Raw genomic sequence first — 22,751 nt, forward strand, 5'->3', positions numbered from 1 at the left:
TGCGCGGCACAATATTCGGTTTGGTAAATATTTGGGTCGGATTCGATCGCACCGCACGCCGGGGCTGACCCTGGTTTGATCGGATACTGACAGAAACATCACATTTGATCTGTCGCCCGCGCGCACGGAACCGCGGACACGTGCGAAAACGCAACGTTACGGTGGCGGGCGGGTCCGAAAATTCGGTCCGGATCCCCGCTGGGTAACGAACTGCGCGCCGTCCTCGATGAGAGGATCGGCCCAAAGATGTGGTTGACTACACGAGCACTGCGGCCCAGCGCGCGCAGTCTGACCTAGTTGAGGATGCGCCCGATCTAACCGGATGCCCCTAAATGAATGAGGATGAGGAAGCAAGGATGAAGCTTGTTGACAGGTTTCGTGGCGCCGTGACGGGTACGCCGCGCCGACTCATGGTGGGAGCCGTTGGCGCGGCCCTGCTATCGGGTCTGGTCGGCTTCGTCGGCGGCTCGGCGACCGCGAGTGCATTTTCGCGGCCGGGCCTGCCGGTGGAATACCTGCAGGTGCCCTCGGCGGCGATGGGCCGCAACATCAAGGTCCAGTTCCAAAGCGGTGGCGCCAACTCTCCGGCGCTGTACCTGCTGGACGGCATGCGTGCGCAGGACGACTTCAGCGGTTGGGACATCAACACCCCCGCGTTCGAGTGGTACTACCAGTCGGGCATCTCGGTCGCCATGCCGGTCGGTGGCCAGTCCAGCTTCTACTCGGACTGGTACAACCCGGCTTGCGGTAAGGCTGGCTGCACCACTTACAAGTGGGAGACCTTCCTGACCAGCGAGCTGCCGCAGTACCTGTCGGCCAACAAGGGTGTCAAGCCCACCGGCAGCGGCGTGGTTGGTCTGTCGATGGCGGGATCGTCGGCCCTGATCCTGGCTGCCTACCACCCCGACCAGTTCGTGTACTCCGGCTCGCTGTCGGCACTGCTGGACCCGTCGCAGGGTATGGGCCCGTCCCTGATCGGCCTGGCCATGGGTGACGCGGGCGGCTACAAGGCTTCCGACATGTGGGGCCCGAAGGATGACCCGGCCTGGGCGCGTAACGACCCGATGCTGCAGGTCGGCAAGCTGGTTGCCAACAACACCCGGATCTGGGTGTACTGCGGTAACGGCAAGCCGTCCGACCTGGGTGGCGACAACCTGCCCGCGAAGTTCCTGGAGGGCTTCGTCCGGACCAGCAACATGAAGTTCCAGGCCGCGTACAACGCTGCCGGTGGCCACAACGCCGTGTGGAACTTCGATGACAACGGCACGCACAGCTGGGAGTACTGGGGTGCGCAGCTCAACGCTATGAAGCCTGACCTGCAGCACACGCTGGGTGCGACACCCAACACCGGTGACACCCAGGGCGCCTAGTACCAAGCGCTCGGCGTACTAACAAAACAGCGATTAACGGCGGCGGCCCTCAGGGGTCGCCGCCGTTAATCATTTCTGGTGTTATCTCCCCTTTATCCGGTCGTAGCCGGTGTGGTTAGCTACGTGCGGGCCGAGCCTTGCTGTGAGCACGCAGCGATACACGATGGAGGTGGACATGAGGGGTGTGTCAGTGGTGATACGGCTGCTCTGCGTTGCCGTGCTGTCAGTCACGTTGGGCGGTATCACGGTGGCCACGGGATCCACCGGAAAGGCCAATGCCGCTCCGTACGAGACCCTGATGGTCCCCTCGGGCGCAATGGGCCGAGACATCCCGGTGGCTTTCCTGGCCGGCGGGCCGCACGCGGCCTACCTTCTCGACGCCTTCAACGCCGGCCCCGATGTCAGCAACTGGGTCACCGCGGGTAACGCGATGAACACCCTCGGCGGCAAAGGAATCTCGGTGGTCGCGCCGGCGGGCGGCGCGTTCAGCATGTACACCGACTGGGAACAGGACGACAGCAAGCAGTGGGACACCTTCCTCTCCAGTGAGCTGCCCGATTGGCTGGCCGCCAACAAGGGCCTGGCGCCCGGCGGCCACGCCGCGGTCGGTGCGTCTCAGGGCGGCTACGGCGCGATGGCGCTGGCCGCATTCCACCCCGACCGGTTCGGTTTCGCCGGATCGCTGTCCGGGTTCTTGTACCCGTCGAGCACCACCACCAACGGGGCGATCCTGGCCGGGATGCAGCAATTCGACGCAGTGGACGGCAACGGCATGTGGGGTGCCCCACAGTTGGGCCGGTGGAAGTGGCACGACCCGTGGGTCCACGCCGCCCTGCTGGCGCAGAACAACACCCGAGTGTGGGTGTGGAGTCCGACCAACCCGGGCGCCAGTGACCCCGCGGCCATGATCGGCCAGGCCGGTGCGGCAATGGGCGACAGCCGGTCATTCTACCAGCAGTATCGCAACGTCGGCGGGCACAACGGCCACTTTGATTTCCCGGGCGGAGGCGACAACGGCTGGGGCTCGTGGTCAGCGCAGCTGGGTGCGATGTCTGGTGATATCGTCGGCGCAATCCGCTAGCCGGCCGGCGCACGACCTCGGCTGACGGCGCTGCCCCGACACCCGCTGTATCTGTCAGCCGGGAAGTAACCCCGTGGTGAGCCGGTACCGTGTATGGAGTGCAGCTAAGGGCGGTACCGTCGCGTCGATACGCGGTGCGGGTGAGTTCGGGTGGCTCGGGTGGTGAGCGGGCGCGACACCGCCGCCCCCAGCACCTGTACCCACACTGATAAGTACCGACCCTGCAGCAGGAGAACATGTCCACGAACTCCCGGCGGAGACGCCGACACCGGATCCTTGCCTGGGTCGCCGTGGGTGCGATGGCATCGGTGGTGGCGTTGGTCATCGTGGCCGGGGTGATCCTGCTGCGCCATTCCGAAACTCCGCCGAGCGCGGTACCGCCGGGCATCTTGACTCCGGCGCCCACCACCCCCCACCCGCGCAAGCCCCGGCCGGCATTCCAGGATGCGTCGTGCCCCGACGTGCAGTTGATCGCGGTTCCGGGCACCTGGGAGTCATCGCCCCAGGATGACCCGCTCAACCCGCTGACGTTCCCCAAAGCGTTGCTGCTGAAGGTGACCGGGCCGATCTCCACGGACTTCCCCGAATCCCGGGTGCAGACCTACACGGTTCCCTACACCGCGCAGTTCCACAATCCGTTGAGTGCCGACGGCCAGATGTCCTATAACGACAGCCGGGCCGAAGGCACCCGCGCGATGGTCGCGGAAATGACGGACATGAACAACAGGTGCCCCCTGACCAGCTACGTACTGGTCGGGTTTTCTCAGGGCGCAGTGATCGCCGGCGACGTGGCCAGCGATATCGGCAACGGCCGCGGACCCGTCGACGAAGACTTGGTGCTGGGTGTGACGCTGATCGCCGACGGGCGCCGGCAGCCCGGGGTGGGCAACGACATCCCGCCGAGCCCGCCGGGCGAAGGCGCCGAAATCACCCTGCACGAGGTGCCGGTGCTGTCCGGGCTCGGATTGACCATGACCGGCCCCCGGCCCGGCGGATTCGGTGCGCTCGATGACCGGACCAACGAGATCTGCGCCGAGGGCGACCTGATCTGCGCCGCCCCGCAAGAAGCTTTCAGCCCCGCTAACCTGCCGACCACCCTGGACACCCTGGCCGGCGGAGCGGTTCAGCCGGTTCACGCGATGTATGCCACCCCGGACTTCTGGAGCTCCGATGGGGAGCCGGCTACCGAGTGGACGCTGAACTGGGCCCATGAACTCATCGACAAGGCACCGCATCCCAAACACGGGTGATCGAGTCCCGGTAGTAGCGATCGGCGACCGCCGACGGGCCTCGCCAGGGGGACACAGCGACTCGCTCGCGATGGCGGGCGCAAACAGCGGTACTTTGTGATTTGGTCTGTCGCGCCCCGCCCCTTAACATTAAGAGAAATTTAAGAGCATGTGGAAGGCCGCATCGGGTCGAAGCTGGCACCGTCGCGCGAGCTGTGGCTCGCGCGACGGTGCTCGAGGGCTGGTCCGCGCACAGATGTAAAACGTCGGCCCAGCCGACCGAAATGTAACCCCGTCGGCGTAGCCGACTGAGCAGTGTTGTGACAGGAGAGGGCCCCATGGCGTACCACAACCCGTTCATCGTGAATGGAAAGATCAGGTTCCCGGAGAACACGAACCTGGTTCGTCACGTCGAGAAATGGGCACGGGTTCGTGGCGACAAGCTGGCCTACCGCTTCTTGGACTTCTCCACCGAGCGCGACGGTGTCGAGCGCGACATCTTGTGGTCGGAGTTCAGCGCCCGCAACCGCGCCGTCGGTGCGCGGCTGCAGCAGGTGACTCAGCCGGGTGACCGCATCGCGATCCTGTGCCCGCAGAACCTGGACTACCTCATCTCGTTCTTCGGTGCGCTCTACTCCGGCCGGATCGCGGTGCCGCTATTCGACCCGGCCGAGCCGGGCCACGTCGGCCGCCTGCACGCCGTGCTCGACGACTGCACGCCGTCGACCATCCTGACCACCATCGACTCCGCCGAGGGCGTGCGGAAGTTCATCCGCAGCCGGTCGGCCAAAGAGCGGCCCCGAGTGATCGCGGTCGACGCGGTGCCAACCGAGGTCGCCTCCACCTGGCAGCAACCCGAAGCCAACGAGTTGACCACCGCCTACCTGCAGTACACCTCCGGCTCCACCCGCGTCCCCTCTGGCGTGCAGATCACCCACCTGAACCTGCCCACCAACGTGCTGCAGGTGCTCAACGCGCTGGAAGGCCAGGAAGGTGACCGCGGGGTCAGCTGGCTGCCGTTCTTCCACGACATGGGCCTGATCACGGTGCTGTTGGCGTCGGTGCTCGGGCACAGCTTCACCTTCATGACGCCGGCCGCGTTCGTGCGCCGGCCCGGGCGCTGGATCCGTGAGCTTGCCCGCAAGCCGGGCGAGACCGGCGGCACCTTCACGGCCGCGCCGAACTTTGCGTTCGAGCACGCCGCGATGCGCGGTGTGCCCCGCGACGACGAACCGCCACTGGACCTGAGCAACGTCAAGGGCATCCTGAACGGCAGCGAGCCGGTGTCGCCGGCTTCGATGCGCAAGTTCTTCAAGGCGTTCGAGCCCTACGGCCTGCGCGAGACCGCGGTCAAGCCGTCCTACGGCTTGGCCGAGGCCACCCTGTTCGTCTCCACCACACCGATGGACGAGGTGCCGACGGTCATCCACGTCGACCGCGACGAGCTGAACAAGCAGCGCTTCGTCGAGGTGGCCGCCGACGCGCCAAACGCCGTCGCGCAGGTTTCGGCGGGGAAGGTCGGTGTCGATGAATGGGCGGTCATCGTCGACACCGAGACGGCCAGTGAGCTCCCGGACGGCCAGATCGGTGAGATCTGGTTGCACGGCAACAACCTGGGTATCGGCTACTGGGGCAAGGAAGAAGAGTCCGCCCAGACCTTCCGTAACATCCTCAAGTCGCGGGTTCCCGAGTCGCATGCCGAGGGCGCTCCCGACGATGGCTTGTGGGTGCGCACCGGCGACTACGGGACCTACTTCAAGGGCCACCTCTACATCGCCGGCCGGATCAAGGACCTGGTCATCATCGACGGTCGCAACCACTACCCGCAGGACCTCGAATACACGGCGCAAGAGTCCACCAAGGCGCTGCGGGTCGGGTACGTCGCGGCCTTCTCCGTGCCGGCCAACCAATTGCCGCAGAAGGTCTTCGAGGACCCGCATGCCGGACTGAGCTTCGACCCCGAGGACACCTCCGAGCAGTTGGTGATCGTCGGCGAACGCGCCGCGGGTACCCACAAGCTCGAATACCAGCCGATCGCCGATGACATCCGGGCGGCCGTCGCCGTCGGTCACGGAGTGACGGTACGGGACGTGCTGCTGGTGTCGGCCGGGACCATTCCTCGGACTTCGAGTGGCAAGATCGGCCGCCGCGCCTGCCGCACCGCCTACATCGACGGCAGCCTGCGCAGCGGCGTCGGCTCCCCGACAGTCTTCGCCACCGGATCGTAAGCAAGCGTAAGCAAAGGTAGCCATGGCTGACACAGACCAACCCCAGTCGAACGAGGACGCGCAAGCCAACAAGTCCGATATGACGGTCCCCGAGATGCGGCAGTGGCTGCGCAACTGGGTGGGCAAGGCGGTCGGGAAGTCGCCGGACTCCATCGATGAGTCGGTGCCGATGGTCGAGCTCGGTTTGTCGTCACGGGATGCGGTGGCCATGGCCGCCGACATCGAAGACATGACCGGCGTCACCCTGTCGGTCGCGGTTGCCTTCCAGCATCCGACCATCGAGTCGCTGGCCACTCGCATCATCGAGGGTGAGCCCGAAGTCGCCGACGACGGCATCGACAACATTGACTGGACGCGCAACGGCCCGGCCGAGCGGGTCGACATTGCGATTGTGGGTCTGGCGACCCGGCTGCCCGGCGAGATGAACACCCCGGAGGAGACCTGGCGCGCGCTGCTGGAGGGCCGCGACGCGATCACCGACCTGCCCGAGGGACGCTGGTCGGAATTTCTGGAAGAGCCGCGGATCGCCGAGCGGGTCGCAAACGCCCGCACTCGCGGCGGCTACCTCAGCGACATCAAAGGCTTCGACTCCGAGTTCTTCGCGGTGGCTAAGACCGAAGCCGACAACATCGACCCGCAGCAGCGGATGGCGCTGGAGCTGACCTGGGAGGCGCTCGAGCACGCCCGCATCCCACCGTCGAGCTTGCGCGGTGGCTCGGTCGGCGTCTACGTGGGTGTCTCCAACAATGACTACAGCTTCTTGGCGGTGTCGGACCCGACCATCGCCCACCCGTATGCGATCACCGGCACCGCGACGTCGATCATCGCCAACCGGGTGTCCTACTTCTACGACTTCCGCGGGCCTTCGGTGGCGATCGACACCGCGTGCTCGAGCTCACTGGTGGCAGTCCATCAGGGCGTGCAAGCGCTGCGCAATGGTGAGGCCGATGTGGTCGTGGCCGGCGGGGTGAACGCGCTGGTCACCCCCATGGTGACGCTTGGTTTCGATGAGATCGGCGCCGTGCTGGCCCCGGACGGCCGGATCAAGTCGTTTTCGGCCGACGCTGACGGCTACACCCGCTCCGAGGGTGCCGGCATGCTGGTACTCAAGCGCGTCGATGACGCCCGCCGCGACGGCGACCAGATCCTGGCCGTCATCGCCGGCAGCGCGGTCAACCACGACGGGCGGTCCAACGGCCTGATCGCGCCGAACCAGGACGCCCAGGCCGACGTGTTGCGCCGGGCCTACAAGGACGCGGGCATCGACCCGCGCAACGTCGACTACATCGAGGCGCACGGCACCGGGACCATCCTGGGCGACCCGATCGAGGCCGAGGCGCTGGGCCGGGTGGTTGGCAAGGGGCGTGCGGCGGATCGGCCCGCCTTGCTCGGTGCGGTCAAGACCAACGTCGGACACCTGGAGTCGGCCGCCGGTGCGGCCAGCATGGCCAAGGTGGTGCTGGCGTTGCAGCATGACAAGCTGCCCCCGTCGATCAACTTCGCCGGGCCCAGCCCCTACATCGACTTCGACGCGATGCGCCTGAAGGTGGTCGACGCGGCCACCGACTGGCCGCGATACGGCGGCTATGCGCTGGCCGGGGTATCGAGCTTCGGATTCGGCGGCGCCAACGCCCACGTGGTGGTGCGCGAGGTGCTGCCACGCGATGTCATCGAGCGCGAACCCGATCCCGAGTCGGCGCCGGCCGCACCCGCGCAGGCCTGCGAGTCCGAGGCGGCGAGCGCCGAAGGCCACGCACTGCGCTTCGACGAGTACGGCGAGATTATCACCGACGCGCCCAGCTACGGGCAAGCCGAAGAGGCGGAGCCCGAGCTGCCCGGGGTCACCGAGGAGGCGCTGCGGCTCAAGGAAGTCGCGCTGGAAGAGCTCGCGGCCAAAGAAGAGGCCGAAGGGCCCACCAAGCCCCTGATTCCGCTCGCGGTTTCGGCGTTTTTGACCTCGCGTAAGAAGGCCACCGCCGCCGAATTGGCGGACTGGATGGAAAGCCCCGAAGGCCAGTCGTCGTCGCTGGAGTCGATCGGCCGCTCGCTGTCGCGGCGCAACCACGGCCGGTCCCGCGCGGTGGTGCTGGCCCACGACCATGAAGAGGCCATCAAGGGCCTGCGCGCGGTCGCCGAGGGCAAGCAGCGGCCCGGCGTGTTCAGCGTTGACGGTCCGGTGACCAACGGCCCGGTGTGGGTGTTGGCCGGGTTCGGCGCGCAGCACCGCAAGATGGGCAAGAGCCTCTACCTGCGCAACCCGGTATTCGCCGAGTGGATCGAGAAGGTCGACGCGCTGGTCCAGGACGAGCTAGGCTACTCGGTGCTCGAGCTGATTCTGGACGACTCGCAGGACTACGGCATCGAGACCACGCAGGTCACCATCTTCGCGATCCAGGTCGCGCTCGGTGAGCTGCTCCGCCACCACGGCGCCAAGCCCGCCGCGGTGGTCGGCCAGTCGCTGGGCGAGGCCGCGTCGGCCTACTTCGCCGGCGGTCTCTCGCTGCGCGATGCCACCCGGGCGATCTGCTCGCGCTCGCACCTGATGGGCGAGGGCGAGGCGATGCTGTTCGGCGAGTACATCCGGTTGATGGCGCTGGTGGAGTACTCCGCCGACGAGATCAAGACAGTGTTCTCCGACTTCCCCGATCTGGAGGTGTGTGTTTACGCGGCACCCACCCAGACCGTCATCGGCGGCCCGCCGGAGCAGGTCGACGCGATCATCGCCCGCGCGGAATCCGAGGGTAAGTTCGCCCGCAAGTTCCAGACCAAGGGCGCCAGCCACACTCAGCAGATGGATCCGCTGCTCGGCGAACTCGCCGCGGAGCTGCAGGGCATCAAGCCGATGAGCCCGACCGCCGGCATCTTCTCGACCGTGCACGAGGGCAGCTACGTCAAACCCGGCAGTGACCCCATCCACGATGTTGACTACTGGAAGAAGGGCCTGCGCCACAGCGTCTACTTCACCCACGGCATCCGCAACGCGGTCGACAGCGGGCACACCACCTTCCTGGAGCTGGCGCCCAACCCCGTCGCGCTGATGCAGGTTGGCCTGACCACGGCCTCGGCCGGTCTGCATGACGCCCAGCTGATTCCGACGCTGGCCCGCAAGCAAGACGAAGTCGAGTCGATGATTTCGACGCTGGCGCAGCTCTACGTGCACGGCCACGACCTGGACATGCGCACCCTGTTCCCGGGGCCGGCCGGGCCGGCGGACTACGCGATCATTCCGCCCACCCGATTCAAGCGCAAAGAGCACTGGTTGGACGCGAAGTTCTCCGGTGATGCGTCGGTGATCATGCCGGGTAACCATGTCGCCTTGCCCGATGGCCGGCACGTCTGGGAATTCGCCCCGCGCGAGGCCACCGATCTGGCCGCACTGGTCAGAGCCGCTGCCACGCAGGTGCTTCCGGACGCCCGGCTCAGCGCTGCCGAGCAGCGCGCGTTGCCCGGCGAGGGCGCGCGGCTGGTGACGACCCTGGCCCGCCATCCCGGCGGCGCGTCGGTGCAGGTGCACGCCCGCATCGATGAATCGTTCACCCTCGTCTATGACGCCCTGGTCGCCCGGGGCGGCCAGGACGCGGTGTTGCCGGCTGCGGTCGGCGCGGGTACCGCCGTTGCGGCGGGTGTCGACGGTGCCGTCGATGCCGTGGCACCGTCCGCGTCCGCGGACGCGACCGAGGAATCCGACGCGGAGACGCTGACGGACAGCCTGACCAACCGTTACATGCCGAGCGGCATGGGCAGATGGACTCCGGATACCGGCGAAACCATCGCCGATCGCCTGGGCCTGATCGTCGGATCGGCCATGGGCTATGAGCCCGAGGACCTGCCCTGGGAGGTGCCGCTGATCGAGCTGGGCCTGGACTCGTTGATGGCCGTGCGGATCAAGAACCGCGTGGAGTACGACTTCGACCTGCCGCCCATCCAGTTGACGGCGGTGCGTGACGCCAACCTCTACAACGTGGAGAAGCTGATCGAATACGCGGTCGAACACCGTGATGAGATCGAGCAGCTGCACGAGCACCAGAAGACCCAGTCGGCCGAGGAAATCGCCAGGGTTCAGGCGGAGCTGATGCACGCCAAGCACGACTCCGCGCCGGCTCCCGCCGCGGAGGCGGTTGCCCAGGCAGCGGAGGAGGCGGCCGCCCCGCCGCCCTCGGACGTGCCGCCGCCGCCCACCGACCCGGCCGGCCCGTCCGGCAAGGGGCAGCCCAGTTCGGCTCCGGATCTCAAGGGTGCCGCCGATGCGCTCAACCAGGAAGCGGTCGCCAAGGCGCTGAACTCTGACGTGCCGCCGCGTGATGCCGCCGAGCGTGTCGTCTTCGCTACCTGGGCGATCGTTACCGGCAAGTCGGCGGGGGGCATCTTCAACCCGCTGCCCAAGCTGGATAAGGACAAGGCCGCCAAGATGGCCCAACGCCTGTCCGAGCGTGCGGAAGGTTCCATCACCACCGAGGACGTCTTGAGTTCGCACAACATCGAGGCGCTCGCTGAGAAGGTGCGCGGCTACCTGGAGGCCGGTGTCGTCGACGGCTTCGTACGCACCCTGCGGGCCCGTCCCGAGGGCAGCTCGAAGGTGCCGGTGTTCGCGTTCCACCCGGCCGGTGGTTCGACGGTGGTCTACGAGCCACTGCTGAACCGGTTGCCGGCGGATACGCCGATGTACGGCTTCGAGCGGGTCGAGGGATCAATCGAAGAGCGGGCGGCCCAATACGTGCCGAAGCTGATCGAGATGCAGGGCGACGGGCCTTACATCCTGGTCGGCTGGTCGCTGGGTGGCGTGCTGGCCTACGCGTGCGCGATCGGGCTTAAGCGCCTGGGCAAAGACGTCCGGTTTGTCGGTCTGATCGACGCGGTGCGGGCGGGGGAGGAGATCCCCCAGACCAAGGATGAGATCCGCAAGCGCTGGGACCGCTACGCCAAGTTCGCCGAGACGACGTTCAACGTCACCGTTCCGGCGATCCCGTACGAGCATCTCGAGGAGCTCGACGACGAAGGTCAGGTCCGGTTCGTTCTCGACGCCGTCAGCCAGAGCGGGGTGGAGATCCCGGCCGGCATCATCGAGCACCAACGCACCTCGTACCTGGACAACCGGGCGATCGACACCGCCGAGATCCACCCGTACGACGGGCATGTCACCCTCTACATGGCCGATCGCTACCATGACGACGCGATCATGTTCGAGCCGCGGTATGCCGTTCGCCAGCCGGACGGCGGCTGGGGCGAGTATGTTTCCGACCTCGAGGTCGTGCCGATCGGTGGCGAGCACATCCAGGCCATCGACGAGCCGATCATCGCCAAGGTCGGCGAACACATGAGCCGCGCTGTGGACAACATCAAGGCTGAACCGACCAGTGAGGTAGGCAAGTAGTGACCGATACAGCTCCAGGCCCAGCTCCTGTGGTGCACTCCACTGCCGAGAAGCTCGCGGAACTGCGGGAACGCCTGGAGCTGGCCAAAGAACCCGGCGGTGAGAAGGCCGCTGCCAAGCGTGACAAGAAGGGCATTCCGAGCGCCCGCGCACGGGTGCATGCGCTGGTGGACCCGGGCACCTTCTTCGAGACCGGTGCGCTGTGCAAGACCCCGGGTGACCCGGGCGCGGTGTACGGCGATGGGGTGGTCACCGGGCACGCCATGATCGACGGCCGCCCGGTCGGGGTGTTCTCCCACGACCAGACCGTGTTTCAGGGCTCGGTCGGTGAGATGTTCGGCCGCAAGGTGGCCCGCCTGATGGAGTGGTGCTCGATGGTCGGTTGCCCGATCATCGGCATCAACGATTCCGCCGGCGCCCGTATTCAAGACACGGCGACCTCGCTGGCGTGGTACGCCGAGCTGGGCCGGCGCCACGAGATCTTGTCCGGCCAGGTACCGCAGATCTCCATCATCCTCGGCAAATGTGCTGGGGGAGCGGTGTATTCGCCGATCCAGACGGACCTGGTGGTCGCCGTGCGAGACCAGGGCTACATGTTCGTCACCGGGCCCGACGTGATCAAAGACGTCACCGGCGAGGACGTCAGCCTCGACGAATTGGGCGGCGCCGACTCGCAGGCCCGCTACGGCAACATCCACCAGGTGGTCGAGGACGAGGCCGCCGCATTCCAGTACGTGCGGGACTTCCTGTCATTCCTGCCATCGGACTGCTTTGGCGACCCGCCGGTGTTCAACCCCGGGCTGGAGCCCGAAATCACCCCGAGTGACCTCGAGCTCGACTCGATCGTGCCGGACTCGGACAACACCGCCTACGACATGCACGAGATTCTGCTGCGGATCTTCGACGATGGGGATTTTGTCGACGTCGCCGCGCAGGCGGGCCAGGCGATCATCACCGGTTACGCGCGCGTCGACGGACGCCCGGTGGGGGTGGTGGCGAACCAGCCGATGCACATGTCCGGCGCCATCGACAACGAAGCCTCCGACAAGGCCGCACGGTTCGTCCGGTTCTGCGACGCGTTCAAGATCCCGCTGGTCTTTGTGGTGGACACACCCGGCTTCCTGCCGGGGGCCGAGCAGGAGAAGAACGGGATCATCAAGCGCGGCGGGCGGTTCCTGTACGCCGTGGTGGAAGCCGACGTGCCGAAGGTGACGATCACCATCCGCAAGTCCTACGGCGGTGCGTACGCGGTGATGGGCTCCAAGCAGCTGACCGCGGACTTCAACTTCGCCTGGCCGACCGCGCGCATCGCGGTGATCGGTGCCGACGGTGCCGCGCAGTTGCTGATGAAGCGTTTCCCGGACCCGACCACACCCGAGGCCCAGAAGATCAAGCGTGACTTCATCGAGGGCTACAACCTGAACATGGCGATCCCGTGGATCGCGGCTGAGCGCGGGTTCATCGACGCAGTCGTCGACCCGCACCAGACCCGGCTGCTGCTGCGCAAGTCCATGCACCTGCTGCGGGACAAGCAGCTGTGGTGGCGGGTGGGCCGCAAGCACGGCCTGATCCCGGTCTAGCGAGTACCGCCCCCCAGTAGCGCGAGCAGACGCAGAATCGCACGCAAAACACGTTTTGCGTGCGATTCTGCGTCTGCTGGCCGGCTAGGGCGAACCCGGTCCGCCGTCGCCGCCGTCGCCGCCGGCGCCACCGGTAGAGCCGGAAGCAAGGCTGCCCGGGACGCCCGCGATGCCGATGGTGCCACCGGTGCCGGGAAGGCCGCTCTGTCCGACGCCGCCGGTCCCTCCGGTTCCGCCATCGCCGCCGTCGCCACCGAAGCCGCCCTCGAAGGCGCCATAGCCGCCCGTGCCGCCAGTTCCCCCCTGGCCGCCTTGGCCACCGTCACCGCCGGTACCCAGTGCGCTGTCACCGCCGGTGCCGCCGAGGCCGCCCTGGCCACCGTGGCCACCGTCGCCACCACTGCCGAACAATCCGCCACTACCGGACACGCCGCCGTCGCCGGCTTGACCACCCTCACCGCCCTGGCCGCCGGTGCCGGCTCCGCCGCCATCATCGACCCCTCCAGCGCCGCCCTGGCCACCGCTACCACCATCTCCGCCGTCCCCGCCCGAGCCGTTGGTGGCGCCGGCGACGGCGTCGCCCCCATCGCCGCCCTCGCCGCCGGCGCCGCCTTGACCGCCGGTGGAGCCGTCAGCGCCAGCGGGGCCGATAGCACCGGCGCCGGCTAGGTCCTGTCTGCTAATTGCGGACGCGGTGGTAGGTGATGATGGCGGCCAGGGTGACACCGCCGAGGTAGGTCAGGGCGTATTTGTCGTAGCAGGTGGCGACCGCGCGCCAGTGTTTGAGCCGGTTGAAGCTTCGCTCGACGGTGTTGCGGTGCTTGTAGATTCGGCCTGAGAACCCCGGAGGCCGTCCTCTGTTGCGGCCTTTGGCTTTGCGGCGGGTGATCTGGTCGCTGCGCTCGGGGATGGTGTGGGCGATCTTGAGCCGGCGCAGCTGTGCCCGCGTCGAGTCATGGGAGTACGCCTTGTCCGCCAGCAGGTGATACGGGGCGTATGAGTTGCTGCACCGGGCGGCCAGCAGTGGCCAAAGCATCGGATTATCACCGGCTTGACCGGCCGACAGTGCCAGGGTGACCGGACTGCACAGCTGGTCGGTCAAGGCGTGGATCTTGGTAGTCAGCCCGCCGCGGGAACGCCCAATGGCGTGGTCATCGGGCTCATCGAGATATTTCTTGTAATTCGACAGATCCCCCTGTGCGGCGCCCGGGCGCGCTCCGGCTGCGTGTTGGTGGGCGCGCACACTGGTCGAATCGACCGACAACAGTGCGCCCAGGTCGGCGTCCTCGGCGTCGAGGTCAGAGGCGATCGCCGCGAAGATCCGCGCGTAGATGCCATCGACCGACCAGCGTAGATGCCTCTCGGCCACCGATTGCCAGGGACCGAAGTGCTCGGGCAGGTCACACCACGGAGATCCCGTACGGTAACGCCAGATAATGCCCTCCAGAGTACGTCGATGATCGTTCCACGGCCGGCCACGCCGCCGCCCCGCAGGCAACACCGCCACGATCAGCGACCACAAATCATCAGAAATCGCATGCGTCCGCATCACCCAAACAGCATCAGCCAAAACACCATTCACATTAAGCAGACACGCCCTAGGCCGCCGTTCCCGCCATCGCCACCGGAGCCCGCGGAACTGCCGATGGTGGTGGTGGCGCCGCCTTTGCCGCCGTCGCCGCCGTCGCCGCCCGTTCCCGCGGTACCGGCAGTGCCGCCGGAGCCACCCGAGCCCACCGCGCCGGCAGTGCCTCCCACGCCGCCGTCGCCGCCGGCGCCGGCATTGTTGCTGCCGTCGTCGTCGTAGCCGTTGCCACCTTGGCCGCCCGTGCCGCCCGCGCCCCCGGCTCCGCCGCTGCCGTTGGTCGCGGTAGCGACGGCACTGCCGCCGCTACCGCCGTTGCCGCCGTGACCGCCTTGGCCGCCGCGACCGCCGGGACGGTCGGCGGGGCCATTGATGCCATCGCCGCCGGTGCCGCCGGTGCCGCCCGCCCTGGCGGTGTGACCACTGACGGCGGTGGCGCCTCCTTGGCCACCCGCGCCGCCGTCGCCGCCGTCGCCCGAGAAGCCGGTGCCGCCGGTGCCGACGACGCCTCCGATGCTGGCCGCGCCGCCTTGACCGCCCAGGCCGCCGGCGCCGCCGCTCCCACCGGCGCCGGCATTGTCGCTGCCATCGTCGGCGCCGCCGCCACCACCCTGGCCACCGGTCCCGCCGATACCGCCCTGGCCGCCGTAGCCATTTGTCGCGCCGGCGCCGGCATCCCCGTCCTGGCCGCCGGTGCCTCCCGCGCCGCCCTGGCCACCGTCGTAGCCATTGCCGCCGGCCGGGCCGGGGGCACCATCGGCACCTTGGCCGCCGCCGCCGGCGTTGCCGCCGTAGCCAGCATGATGACCGCTGATGGTGGTCGCGCCGCCCTTGCCGCCGTCACCACCGGTACCGCCGGTGCCTGCGGCGCCCGCGGTGCCGCCGTCACCCCCGGCGCCGGCCGCTCCGCCGCTGCCGCCGGTGCCGCCTTCGCCACCGTTGCCACCGACACCTGCGTTGTTGGCGCCGTTGTCGTCGTAGCCCTGCCCGCCCTTGGCGTCGGCGGCGCCCTGACCGCCGGCGCCGCCGCTGCCGTTGGTTGCGCCGGCGACGGCATCGCCGCCAGCACCGCGGGCGCCGCCGGTGCCGCCGGTGTCGGCAGCAGGGCCGCCGTCACCGCCTTGACCGCCGCTCCCGCCGGTACCGGCGGTGCGCCCGACGATGGTGGTGGCACCGCCTTCGCCGCCGGCACCCCCGTCACCACCGTGGCCCGCGGTGCCGGGGAATGCCAAGCCCACCGTGCCGCCGCTGCCGGTCGCACCGGCCGCGCCCCCGGTGCCTCCAGTGCCGCCGGCACCGCCGGTGCCGGCATTGTCGCCGCCGTCATCGGTGCCGCCGGCGCCTCCTTGGCCGCCCTGCCCACCGTCGGAGCCGCTGCCACCGGCCGGGCCGGCGGCGCCGCCGCCTCCTTGGCCGCCATAGCCGCCATTCCCGCCCCAGCCGGCGGTGTGCCCGGCGGCGGTGGTGTCGCCGCCCTGGCCGCCACCGCCCCCGGTGCCGCCGGTACCCGCGGTGCCCGCGGTGCCGCCGAGACCGCCCGTGCCCGCGGCGCCGGCGGTGCCGCCGTCACCGCCGTTGCCGCCGTTGCCTTCGGGGCCGGCGTCACCACCTTGGCCGCCGGTACCCCCTTGACCGCCCATACCGCCCTGACCGTTGTATGCGCCGGATACGGCGTCGCCGCCATTGCCGCCGAGACCGCCCGCACCGCCCTTGCCGCCGCTACTGGCCGCATCGGCCAGACCATCGCCGCCGTCGCCACCCTGGCCGCCGTCTCCGCCGGCCCCGGCGGTATGACCGATGGTGGTGGTGGCACCGCCATCGCCGCCGGTACCGCCGTCTCCGCCGGTACCCGCACTGCCCGCGCCGCTACCCGCGCCGGCGCCGGCGCCGGCGCCACCCCCTTGACCGCCTTGACCGCCCATCCCGCCGTTGCCGCCGGCGCCGGCATTGTTGCTGCCGTCGTCGGCGTAGCCGGTACCACCTTGGCCGCCGGCCCCGCCGTCGCCACCCGCGCCGCCATGGCCGTTGTATGCGCCGGAGACGGCGTCGCCGCCGGCACCACCGGTACCGCCCGCACCGCCTTGCCCGCCGTCGTACCCGTCGCCGCCGGTCAGGCCGGACAACCCGGCGCCGCCCTGGCCACCGGCACCTCCGGCTCCGCCGTTGCCTGCCATCCCCACGGTGCCGCCGGTGCCGGTCGCACCAGGCACCCCGCCCTGGCCGCCTTGGCCGCCGTTGCCGCCGTCGCCGCCGGTGGTGGCGTTGTTGCCGCCGTCGTCGGTGTAACCCACGCCTCCTTGGCCGCCGGCCCCGCCGGCCCCGCCGGTGCCGCCGTGGCCACCGCTGCCGTTGGTTCCGCCATTGCCGCCGCCGCCGGTGCCGCCATCCCCGCCGGCCCCGCCATCACCGCCCGCAAAGCCGGTAGAGCCGAACTGGGCCGGGGCACCCAGAGCGCCGGCCCCGCCGGTGCCGCCGTTACGCGCGGCGCCGCCGGCGCTGTACGCGCCCACGGTGCCTCCGGTGCCTCCGGTGCCGGCCAGTCCTGCGGTGCCGGCGTCGCCACCGTCACCTCCCAGGCCACCGCTTCCGCCGGAGACGTAGTAGTCCCCGGTGTTGCCGTCGGCGCCGTTGCCGGCGTTGCCGCCGTGGCCTGCGTTGCCGCCGGATCCATTGGTGCCGCCGGTGGTGTTGCCGCCGGTTCCGCCGTCGCCGATACCGGCGACGCCGATGTCTCCGTCGGCGCCGTTGCCGCCGTTGCCGCCGTGGCCTGCGTTGCCCGCCGAACCCGCGACACCGGCGCTCCCCAAGAATGCGGTAGCACCTGCGGCCCCACCGGTGCCAGCGTCGCCGCCCGCCCCGCCAGCACCACCGGCCCCACCGCCGGTGCTGTAGCCGATGCCGCTGCCGCCGGCCCCACCGAGGCCACCTGTTCCGCCGCTGCCACCGGTTCCGCCGCTGCCGGCCGCGCCGCCCAACCATGCGTTGTTGGCGCCGCCGGCCCCGCCGACACCCCCATGGCCGCCAGCCCCGCCGTCAGCGCCGATACCACCAGCTGACCCGTCGGTGCCGTCCCGCCAGCCCCGCCGATGCCGCCGGCGCCACCGGCACTTCCCCAAAGCGACAACAGCTGGCTATTTGCGCCACAGGCGCCACCGGCACCCCCGTCGCCGCCGGGCCCGCCGGCTACCCCGATTCCACCGGCCCCCAGCACCCCCGGCCCCGCCAGAAGCGCCGCTGAACGGGCCCCAGCCGCCGCCGAGCAGCCCGTTGGCCCCGCAGGAGCCGCCGTTGCCCCCGGCCCCGCCAGCCACACCGGTACCCCCGGCTCCGCCATTGCCGCCGCGTCCCCACAATCCAGCCGAACCGCCGGCACCGCCATTGCCGCCGGGTGCTACAGAACCGCCGTTGCCACCGTTGCCGATCAGCCAGCCGCCATCGCCACCGTTTTGCCCGGTGCCGGGCGCCCCATCGGCACCGTCGCCTAACAGCGGACGTGCGGTCAGCGCTTGGCTGGGCGCATTGATCGCCGCGAGTACGTTCTGTTCGAGTGTCTGCAGGGGAGAGGCATTCACAGCCTCGGCAGCCGCGTAGGCGGCGCCGGCCCTGGTCAACGAATGCACGAATTCGGCGTGCAGGTGGGCCGCCTGGGTGCTGACCATTTGGTATTCCCGGGCGCTGGCGGAAAACAGCGACGCGATGGCCGTGGATACCTCGTCTTCGGCAGCGGCCAGCAGCCCGGTGGTCCGTGCCAGCGCCGCGGAATTGGCGGCGCCAAGAGTCGAGCCGATATTGGTCAAATCCGATGCCGCCGCCGCGAGCATGTCTGGCGTCGCGATCACATACGACATCCCGTGTCCCCTTACCCCAAGCGTGATGCGTTGGGGTTTACGGTCGCGCTAATTCGCCGCGGACCAATAGGGACTTTCGTCTCTACTTGGGAGTTGGTCGGTTCGGCCGCCCCGCGGGCATGGCCAGGCCGATCAGGCGGTCGCCAGCGCCCCCGCGACGAGGTCACCGAACCGATCCAGGGCCTCTTTGGAGTCGGCGTCGATGCCGCGCAGCGGCCCACGATCAGCCAGATACCGTTCCGCGTAGAGCCGGGCGACCAGCGCCGCGCGGTCGGTGCCGCTGACCTCGCGCTCCCAGGAAGCCCGCTCGATGAGCAGCGCCCCCGCGTAGACGTCGCCCATGAACTGGGTCAGCGGAAAAAGCCGCGCCTCACCAAGGCGCCTGTCGAGCTTGGTCCACGCCGTGATTGCCGCGTCGAGATCGTCGATGCGGGCCTCGACCAATCGCGTGGTGTCGTCGCGGTCGGCGACCGATACCGCGTCACGCAGTCGGGCCAGCAGCGTCTCGTGGGCGCTGGTCTGTTCGATACCCCGCCGTACGTCCAGGCACAGGATGTTGTCCGGGCCCTCCCAGATCGTGTTGACTTGCGCGTCGCGTAGCAGGCGGGCCACCGGCCAGTTCTCGACGTAGCCGTTGCCGCCGTGGATCTCGATCGCATCCGAGGCGGCGCTGATCCCGAGCCGGCAGACCTTGAGCTTGGTAACCGGAACGGCGATGCGCTGGCGGATGGTCCTGGGCTGGCGGTGGTTGGCCACTCCGAGGCCGTCGAACACCAACGTCTGGGCGGCTTCGACGTCGACGATCAGCTCGGCGAGCTTGCGGCGCATCAGCGGCTTATCGATGAGCGCGCCGCCGAAAGGCCCGGCGCTGGCGGGCGTAGCACAGCGATTCGACCAGGGCGCGGCGCGCGTTACCCAGCGCGAACGACGCGATGCCCAGGCGGGCCGCGTTGGTCAGCTCCATCATCCGGGCCAGGCCGCGCCCGCCGGACGTGCCGGCTTGAGATTGCGGGCCGGATGGCTCCGCGGACAACAGGAAGGCCTCGGCGTCGACGAATTCCACCTCGCCGGAGGCGACCGATCGGGTGCCGAGCTTGTCCTTGAGGCGTCGGACCCGTACGCCATTGCGCGATCCGTCCCGGCGGGTGCGCAGTACCAGGAAATTCGCGACCCCGCGGGTGGTATCGGGAGCGCCCTCGGGTTTGGCCAGCACGACGAAGGCCTGCCCGGCGCAGTTGGACGCGAACCACTTGAAGCCGTTGAGCCGCCAGGAGTCCCCGTCTCGGGTGGCCGTCGTCTCCAGCGCGCCCAGATCCGAGCCGCCGGTGCGTTCGGTCAACAACCGGGCGGTCTCGCCGGCCCACTCGCCGGAGTCGAACTTGGCCAGGACGTGATCGCGCACGTCGGCCGGCGCGACGGCGGCCACCAGCGACTGCACCATCCCGGCGCCGGTACCCAGCGCGCAGCCCATGCCGATGTCGGCCTGGTTGAGCAGATAGCTGGCCGCAAACAGCGCCACGGTCGGCCGTATCCCGGCACCTCGCGCCTCATCACGCAATGCCGCCTGGGCATCGAGGACGGCGCGCTTGGACTGGGTGAAGGATGCCGGCATGACGATCCGGCTGACGTCGTGGCCCCAGCGGTCGTAGCGCTGCAGGCGCGGCGGGTCGCGGTCGGTTTCCTCGGCCCACCGCGCCACCGCACCACCCATCAGCTCGCCGGTGCGGATCAGGTGCGGTTCGACGACCGCCAGCTCGTCGGGTTGCAGGTAATACGCCACGGTCGATCGCAACGTGGGGTCGGTTAAGTACCAGTTGAGGCCCACGGCCCCGCGATAGCTCTCCGTTTGATAGCGCTGGGCCTTCTCGGGCGTCGAGAAGGGCAACCAGTCGACGCCCTCCGTCTCGTACTCGCCGCCGCGCTGGCTCATGACGCGACGGTATTACACCTGTGCTGCCGGGTGAAGGCGTTGCGCCGGGTGCTCAGGCAGCGCGCGGCAGGTCTCGCGACGCCGCCGCTTCGTGCTGGCTGGGCCCGCTGGCCGCCGGCGCCCAGCCGACATAGGTCAGATAGAGCCCGAGCAGCGCGAAGACGACGCAAAGACTCACCCACCCGGCTTGCGCACCGATCATGCTGTTGGCCGCCGAAACAAACGCCTTGGGGAAGGCCAGTAGCAGCACCCCGCGCAGCGTGACGATCCAGCCCAGCACCGACACGATGATTGCCGCTGCGCCGTGCCAGTACTGGTGACCGGCCACCATCACCAGCCCCAGCACCAGCACAAAGGCGCCGGTGACCCATGTCCACAGGGAATTCGCCTCGAATTGCGACAGCAGGTTCTGCATGTCAGAGGCGCGGGCCACCGCCGTGACATCGACGATGACGAGCAGTGGACCCAATACCCGGCAAACATCCGGGTCCTGGCCTGCGAATCCAGTGAGACGCTCATGGCTGTACCTCCTTTGACCACATTGGCCGCCATTGGCGCATCACCTCCATCGGATCACCACAACAAGCTGCGGCGATAGGGTACGAAGTCCCGCTTTTGGCGGCAGAACAGTCGGTGCGGCCCCGGGCGGGCCCGATGCCCGCTAGATCGAAGCCAGAAAGTCGGAGGTGTAGACCTCGGCGGGGTCCTGGGAAAAGCTGCTCGGACGTTGCACCAGCACCCAGACCCCCGTGGTACCCGGACGGATGGCGTCTTGAACGGTCACCGTCCCCGCGCCGGACCCGTCGAGGTCCAGATCGGTGAAGGCGGTGTCCGGCGCGCCGGGGCCGCACGGGGTCGAGGACGGGCGGGGCGCCTGAATCAGGCCGACGTCATAGTGCATGCCTGGTAGCGCGGTGTTCACCAGATGCACCTCGGCGACAACCGTGGAACCGGCCGTGCGGATGAGGGCCGAGCCGGTGCCTGTGGGGCCCGGTGGCACCTGGGGCGCGAAGGCGGTGATGCTGAAATCGCATTGTCGCCCAGCCGCGCGTAACCCAACCCGAGTGGCGCCTCGAGGATCCGGAACGGCACCTGCGCTGCCGGCCGGAAACGTTGCCCCCGCAGAGATTGCCAGTGTGATTGCTGTGGACACCATCAATATCCGTACCAGCCTGCGCATCAGCCCCACCGTCTATGTGCGTTTGATTTGCCCGCCCGAACCGGGATATTGACCGCATCGCCGACGCTGAAACCTCACCGACGGCACCTACCGGGTGACCACGAATCGAAAATGGCTCGACCGCCCGCAGCTCACGCAACGCCGCCATGGTTTAGCGGATCACAGGGCGAAGATTTGCCCGTCCTTGGCGACAGTGGTTCTGCCCGAGTAGTTCTGGTTGATCTTGTCGAGCCATTGGGAATCGGGCAGGTCGTCGGGTGCGTAGTGGCTCAGGATCAGATGCTTCGGTTTGACCACTGCGGCTACCTCGCCGACCTGCTCGGCGGAGGTGTGTGACTTGGGCAGATAGTCCGGCGGGAAGACGTTGCCGTAGTAGGCGGTATCGAGGCTGAACATCGCTTCGTGGACCAGGATGTCGGTGCCGTTCGCCAGTGCAACGAGGTTGTCGGATTTGGTGGTGTCACCGGAGAAGGTAATGGACACAGCCGGGTTCTTCACGTCGAAGCGGAAGGCGAATGCGGGATAGACGTCGTAGTGGGGCACCAGCGTCGTGGTGACCGATACGTTGTCGTCCGATACCACGGGGAACGGGCTGACCTTCGGCGCTGTGTTGCGATAGTCCGACCCCGCCGGCACCGGGATCTCGATGACCTTGGCCAGATCCTGAACGTTATCGATGCCGTAGTCGCGGATGAAGATGTTGCTGCTGTAGGCGAAGGCCTGGTGCAGCGCTTCAGTGGTCGCGGCCAGCCCTGGCGTCGGGTTGGCGGGATTGACGGTGGCGGGATTCGGGTTGCCGATTTCGCTTGGCGGCAATCCGCCGGCTGGACCGGGACCATAGACCGGGATCGGCGCCCGCCCGGGCGGGGCTTGGAAGCCGCCGGAGAGGAAGAAGCTGTAGTAGTCGACGATGTGGTCGGTGTGTAAGTGGGTGATGAAGATCGCCTTGAGGTCATTGAACTGCAGGCCCGCGTTGGTGAACGCGTTCAGCGAGCGCAAGCCGCAATCGATCAGATAGAGATCGCCGCCGATTTTCAGGACCGACGAGATTCCGATCTTGTTGGGCGTTGGCGGCGGGCCGGCGGCGACCCCGAGAGTGATCAGCGCATTTTCGGGCAACGCGGCCGGGTTGGGCGGCGCCGGCGACTCGCCCGGAACGCAGGCTGACGTGGCCAAAACGCCTGCGCCGACGACGGCTAACCCCGCCGCGGTCAGGGCGGACCGCCGTGAAGAGACCGCGGCCACTATCGATGCGCCACTGTGGTCGCACGCCTGGTGCATACCGTGCGGCTTAGGTTGCGTCATGGCCGAGGCCGCCGGTCGCGAAGCGCGGTGTGCGACTCACTTCC

General features: G+C 68.7%; 10 protein-coding genes and 3 pseudogenes. 6 read left to right on the forward strand and 7 right to left on the reverse strand.

Features of this window, described 5'->3' with window-relative positions:
• Positions 1–356: 356 nt before the first annotated feature.
• From ag85A to G6N41_RS03805, 6 genes are all read left to right on the forward strand, one after another.
• The gene (gene ag85A, locus G6N41_RS03780) at positions 357–1,370 is read left to right on the forward strand and encodes a diacylglycerol acyltransferase/mycolyltransferase Ag85A (RefSeq protein WP_012396870.1); all 1,014 of its coding nucleotides are present in this window, start codon (positions 357–359) and stop codon (positions 1,368–1,370) included.
• A gap of 175 nt (positions 1,371–1,545) precedes the next feature.
• On the forward strand, positions 1,546–2,451 hold the full coding sequence (locus G6N41_RS03785; RefSeq protein WP_198966644.1) for an esterase family protein: 906 nt from the start codon (positions 1,546–1,548) through the stop codon (positions 2,449–2,451).
• A 236-nt stretch (positions 2,452–2,687) separates the two neighbouring features.
• Positions 2,688–3,701, forward strand: a complete 1,014-nt coding sequence (gene culp6 / locus G6N41_RS03790) for a carboxylesterase Culp6 (protein ID WP_198966645.1) — start codon at positions 2,688–2,690, stop codon at positions 3,699–3,701.
• Positions 3,702–4,018: 317 nt separating this feature from the next.
• Positions 4,019–5,908: a long-chain-fatty-acid--AMP ligase FadD32 gene (fadD32, locus tag G6N41_RS03795; RefSeq protein WP_198966646.1), complete on the forward strand. Its 1,890-nt coding sequence runs from the start codon at positions 4,019–4,021 to the stop codon at positions 5,906–5,908.
• A 22-nt stretch (positions 5,909–5,930) separates the two neighbouring features.
• Complete coding sequence (gene pks13 / locus G6N41_RS03800) at positions 5,931–11,279, forward strand: polyketide synthase Pks13 (RefSeq protein ID WP_198966647.1); 5,349 nt, start codon at positions 5,931–5,933, stop codon at positions 11,277–11,279.
• A complete protein-coding gene (locus G6N41_RS03805) occupies positions 11,279–12,859 on the forward strand; it encodes an acyl-CoA carboxylase subunit beta (protein WP_198966648.1) in 1,581 nt (526 codons plus the stop codon). Before pks13 ends, G6N41_RS03805 begins: the two co-directional genes overlap by 1 nt.
• 84 nt (positions 12,860–12,943) lie before the next feature.
• On the opposite strand, the gene G6N41_RS27845 is transcribed toward G6N41_RS03805, so the two are convergent.
• The 7 genes and pseudogenes from G6N41_RS27845 to G6N41_RS03845 form a co-directional block, all read right to left on the reverse strand.
• Positions 12,944–13,585 (reverse strand): hypothetical protein, encoded by a 642-nt coding sequence (locus G6N41_RS27845; RefSeq protein WP_231609067.1) that lies wholly within the window; start codon positions 13,583–13,585, stop codon positions 12,944–12,946.
• Positions 13,539–14,411 carry an IS5 family transposase gene (locus G6N41_RS03815; RefSeq protein ID WP_407663773.1) on the reverse strand — a complete coding sequence of 291 codons (873 nt, stop codon included), beginning with the start codon at positions 14,409–14,411 and terminating at the stop codon, positions 13,539–13,541. The genes G6N41_RS27845 and G6N41_RS03815 overlap by 47 nt, the downstream gene beginning before the upstream one ends.
• Positions 14,412–14,437: 26 nt before the next feature.
• Positions 14,438–18,292: pseudogene (locus tag G6N41_RS03820) on the reverse strand (PE family protein).
• A gap of 132 nt (positions 18,293–18,424) precedes the next feature.
• Positions 18,425–20,222: pseudogene (locus tag G6N41_RS03830) on the reverse strand (acyl-CoA dehydrogenase family protein).
• 52 nt (positions 20,223–20,274) lie between these two features.
• Positions 20,275–20,774: pseudogene (locus G6N41_RS03835) on the reverse strand (hypothetical protein).
• A 109-nt stretch (positions 20,775–20,883) separates the two neighbouring features.
• Positions 20,884–21,144 carry a hypothetical protein gene (locus G6N41_RS27850; protein ID WP_231608809.1) on the reverse strand — a complete coding sequence of 87 codons (261 nt, stop codon included), beginning with the start codon at positions 21,142–21,144 and terminating at the stop codon, positions 20,884–20,886.
• 417 nt (positions 21,145–21,561) lie between these two features.
• Positions 21,562–22,707, reverse strand: a complete 1,146-nt coding sequence (locus G6N41_RS03845) for an MBL fold metallo-hydrolase (RefSeq protein ID WP_407663720.1) — start codon at positions 22,705–22,707, stop codon at positions 21,562–21,564.
• Positions 22,708–22,751 lie beyond the last annotated feature (44 nt).

The sequence above is a fragment of the Mycobacterium shottsii genome, from assembly GCF_010728525.1.
Classification (GTDB): Bacteria; Actinomycetota; Actinomycetes; order Mycobacteriales; family Mycobacteriaceae; genus Mycobacterium; species Mycobacterium marinum.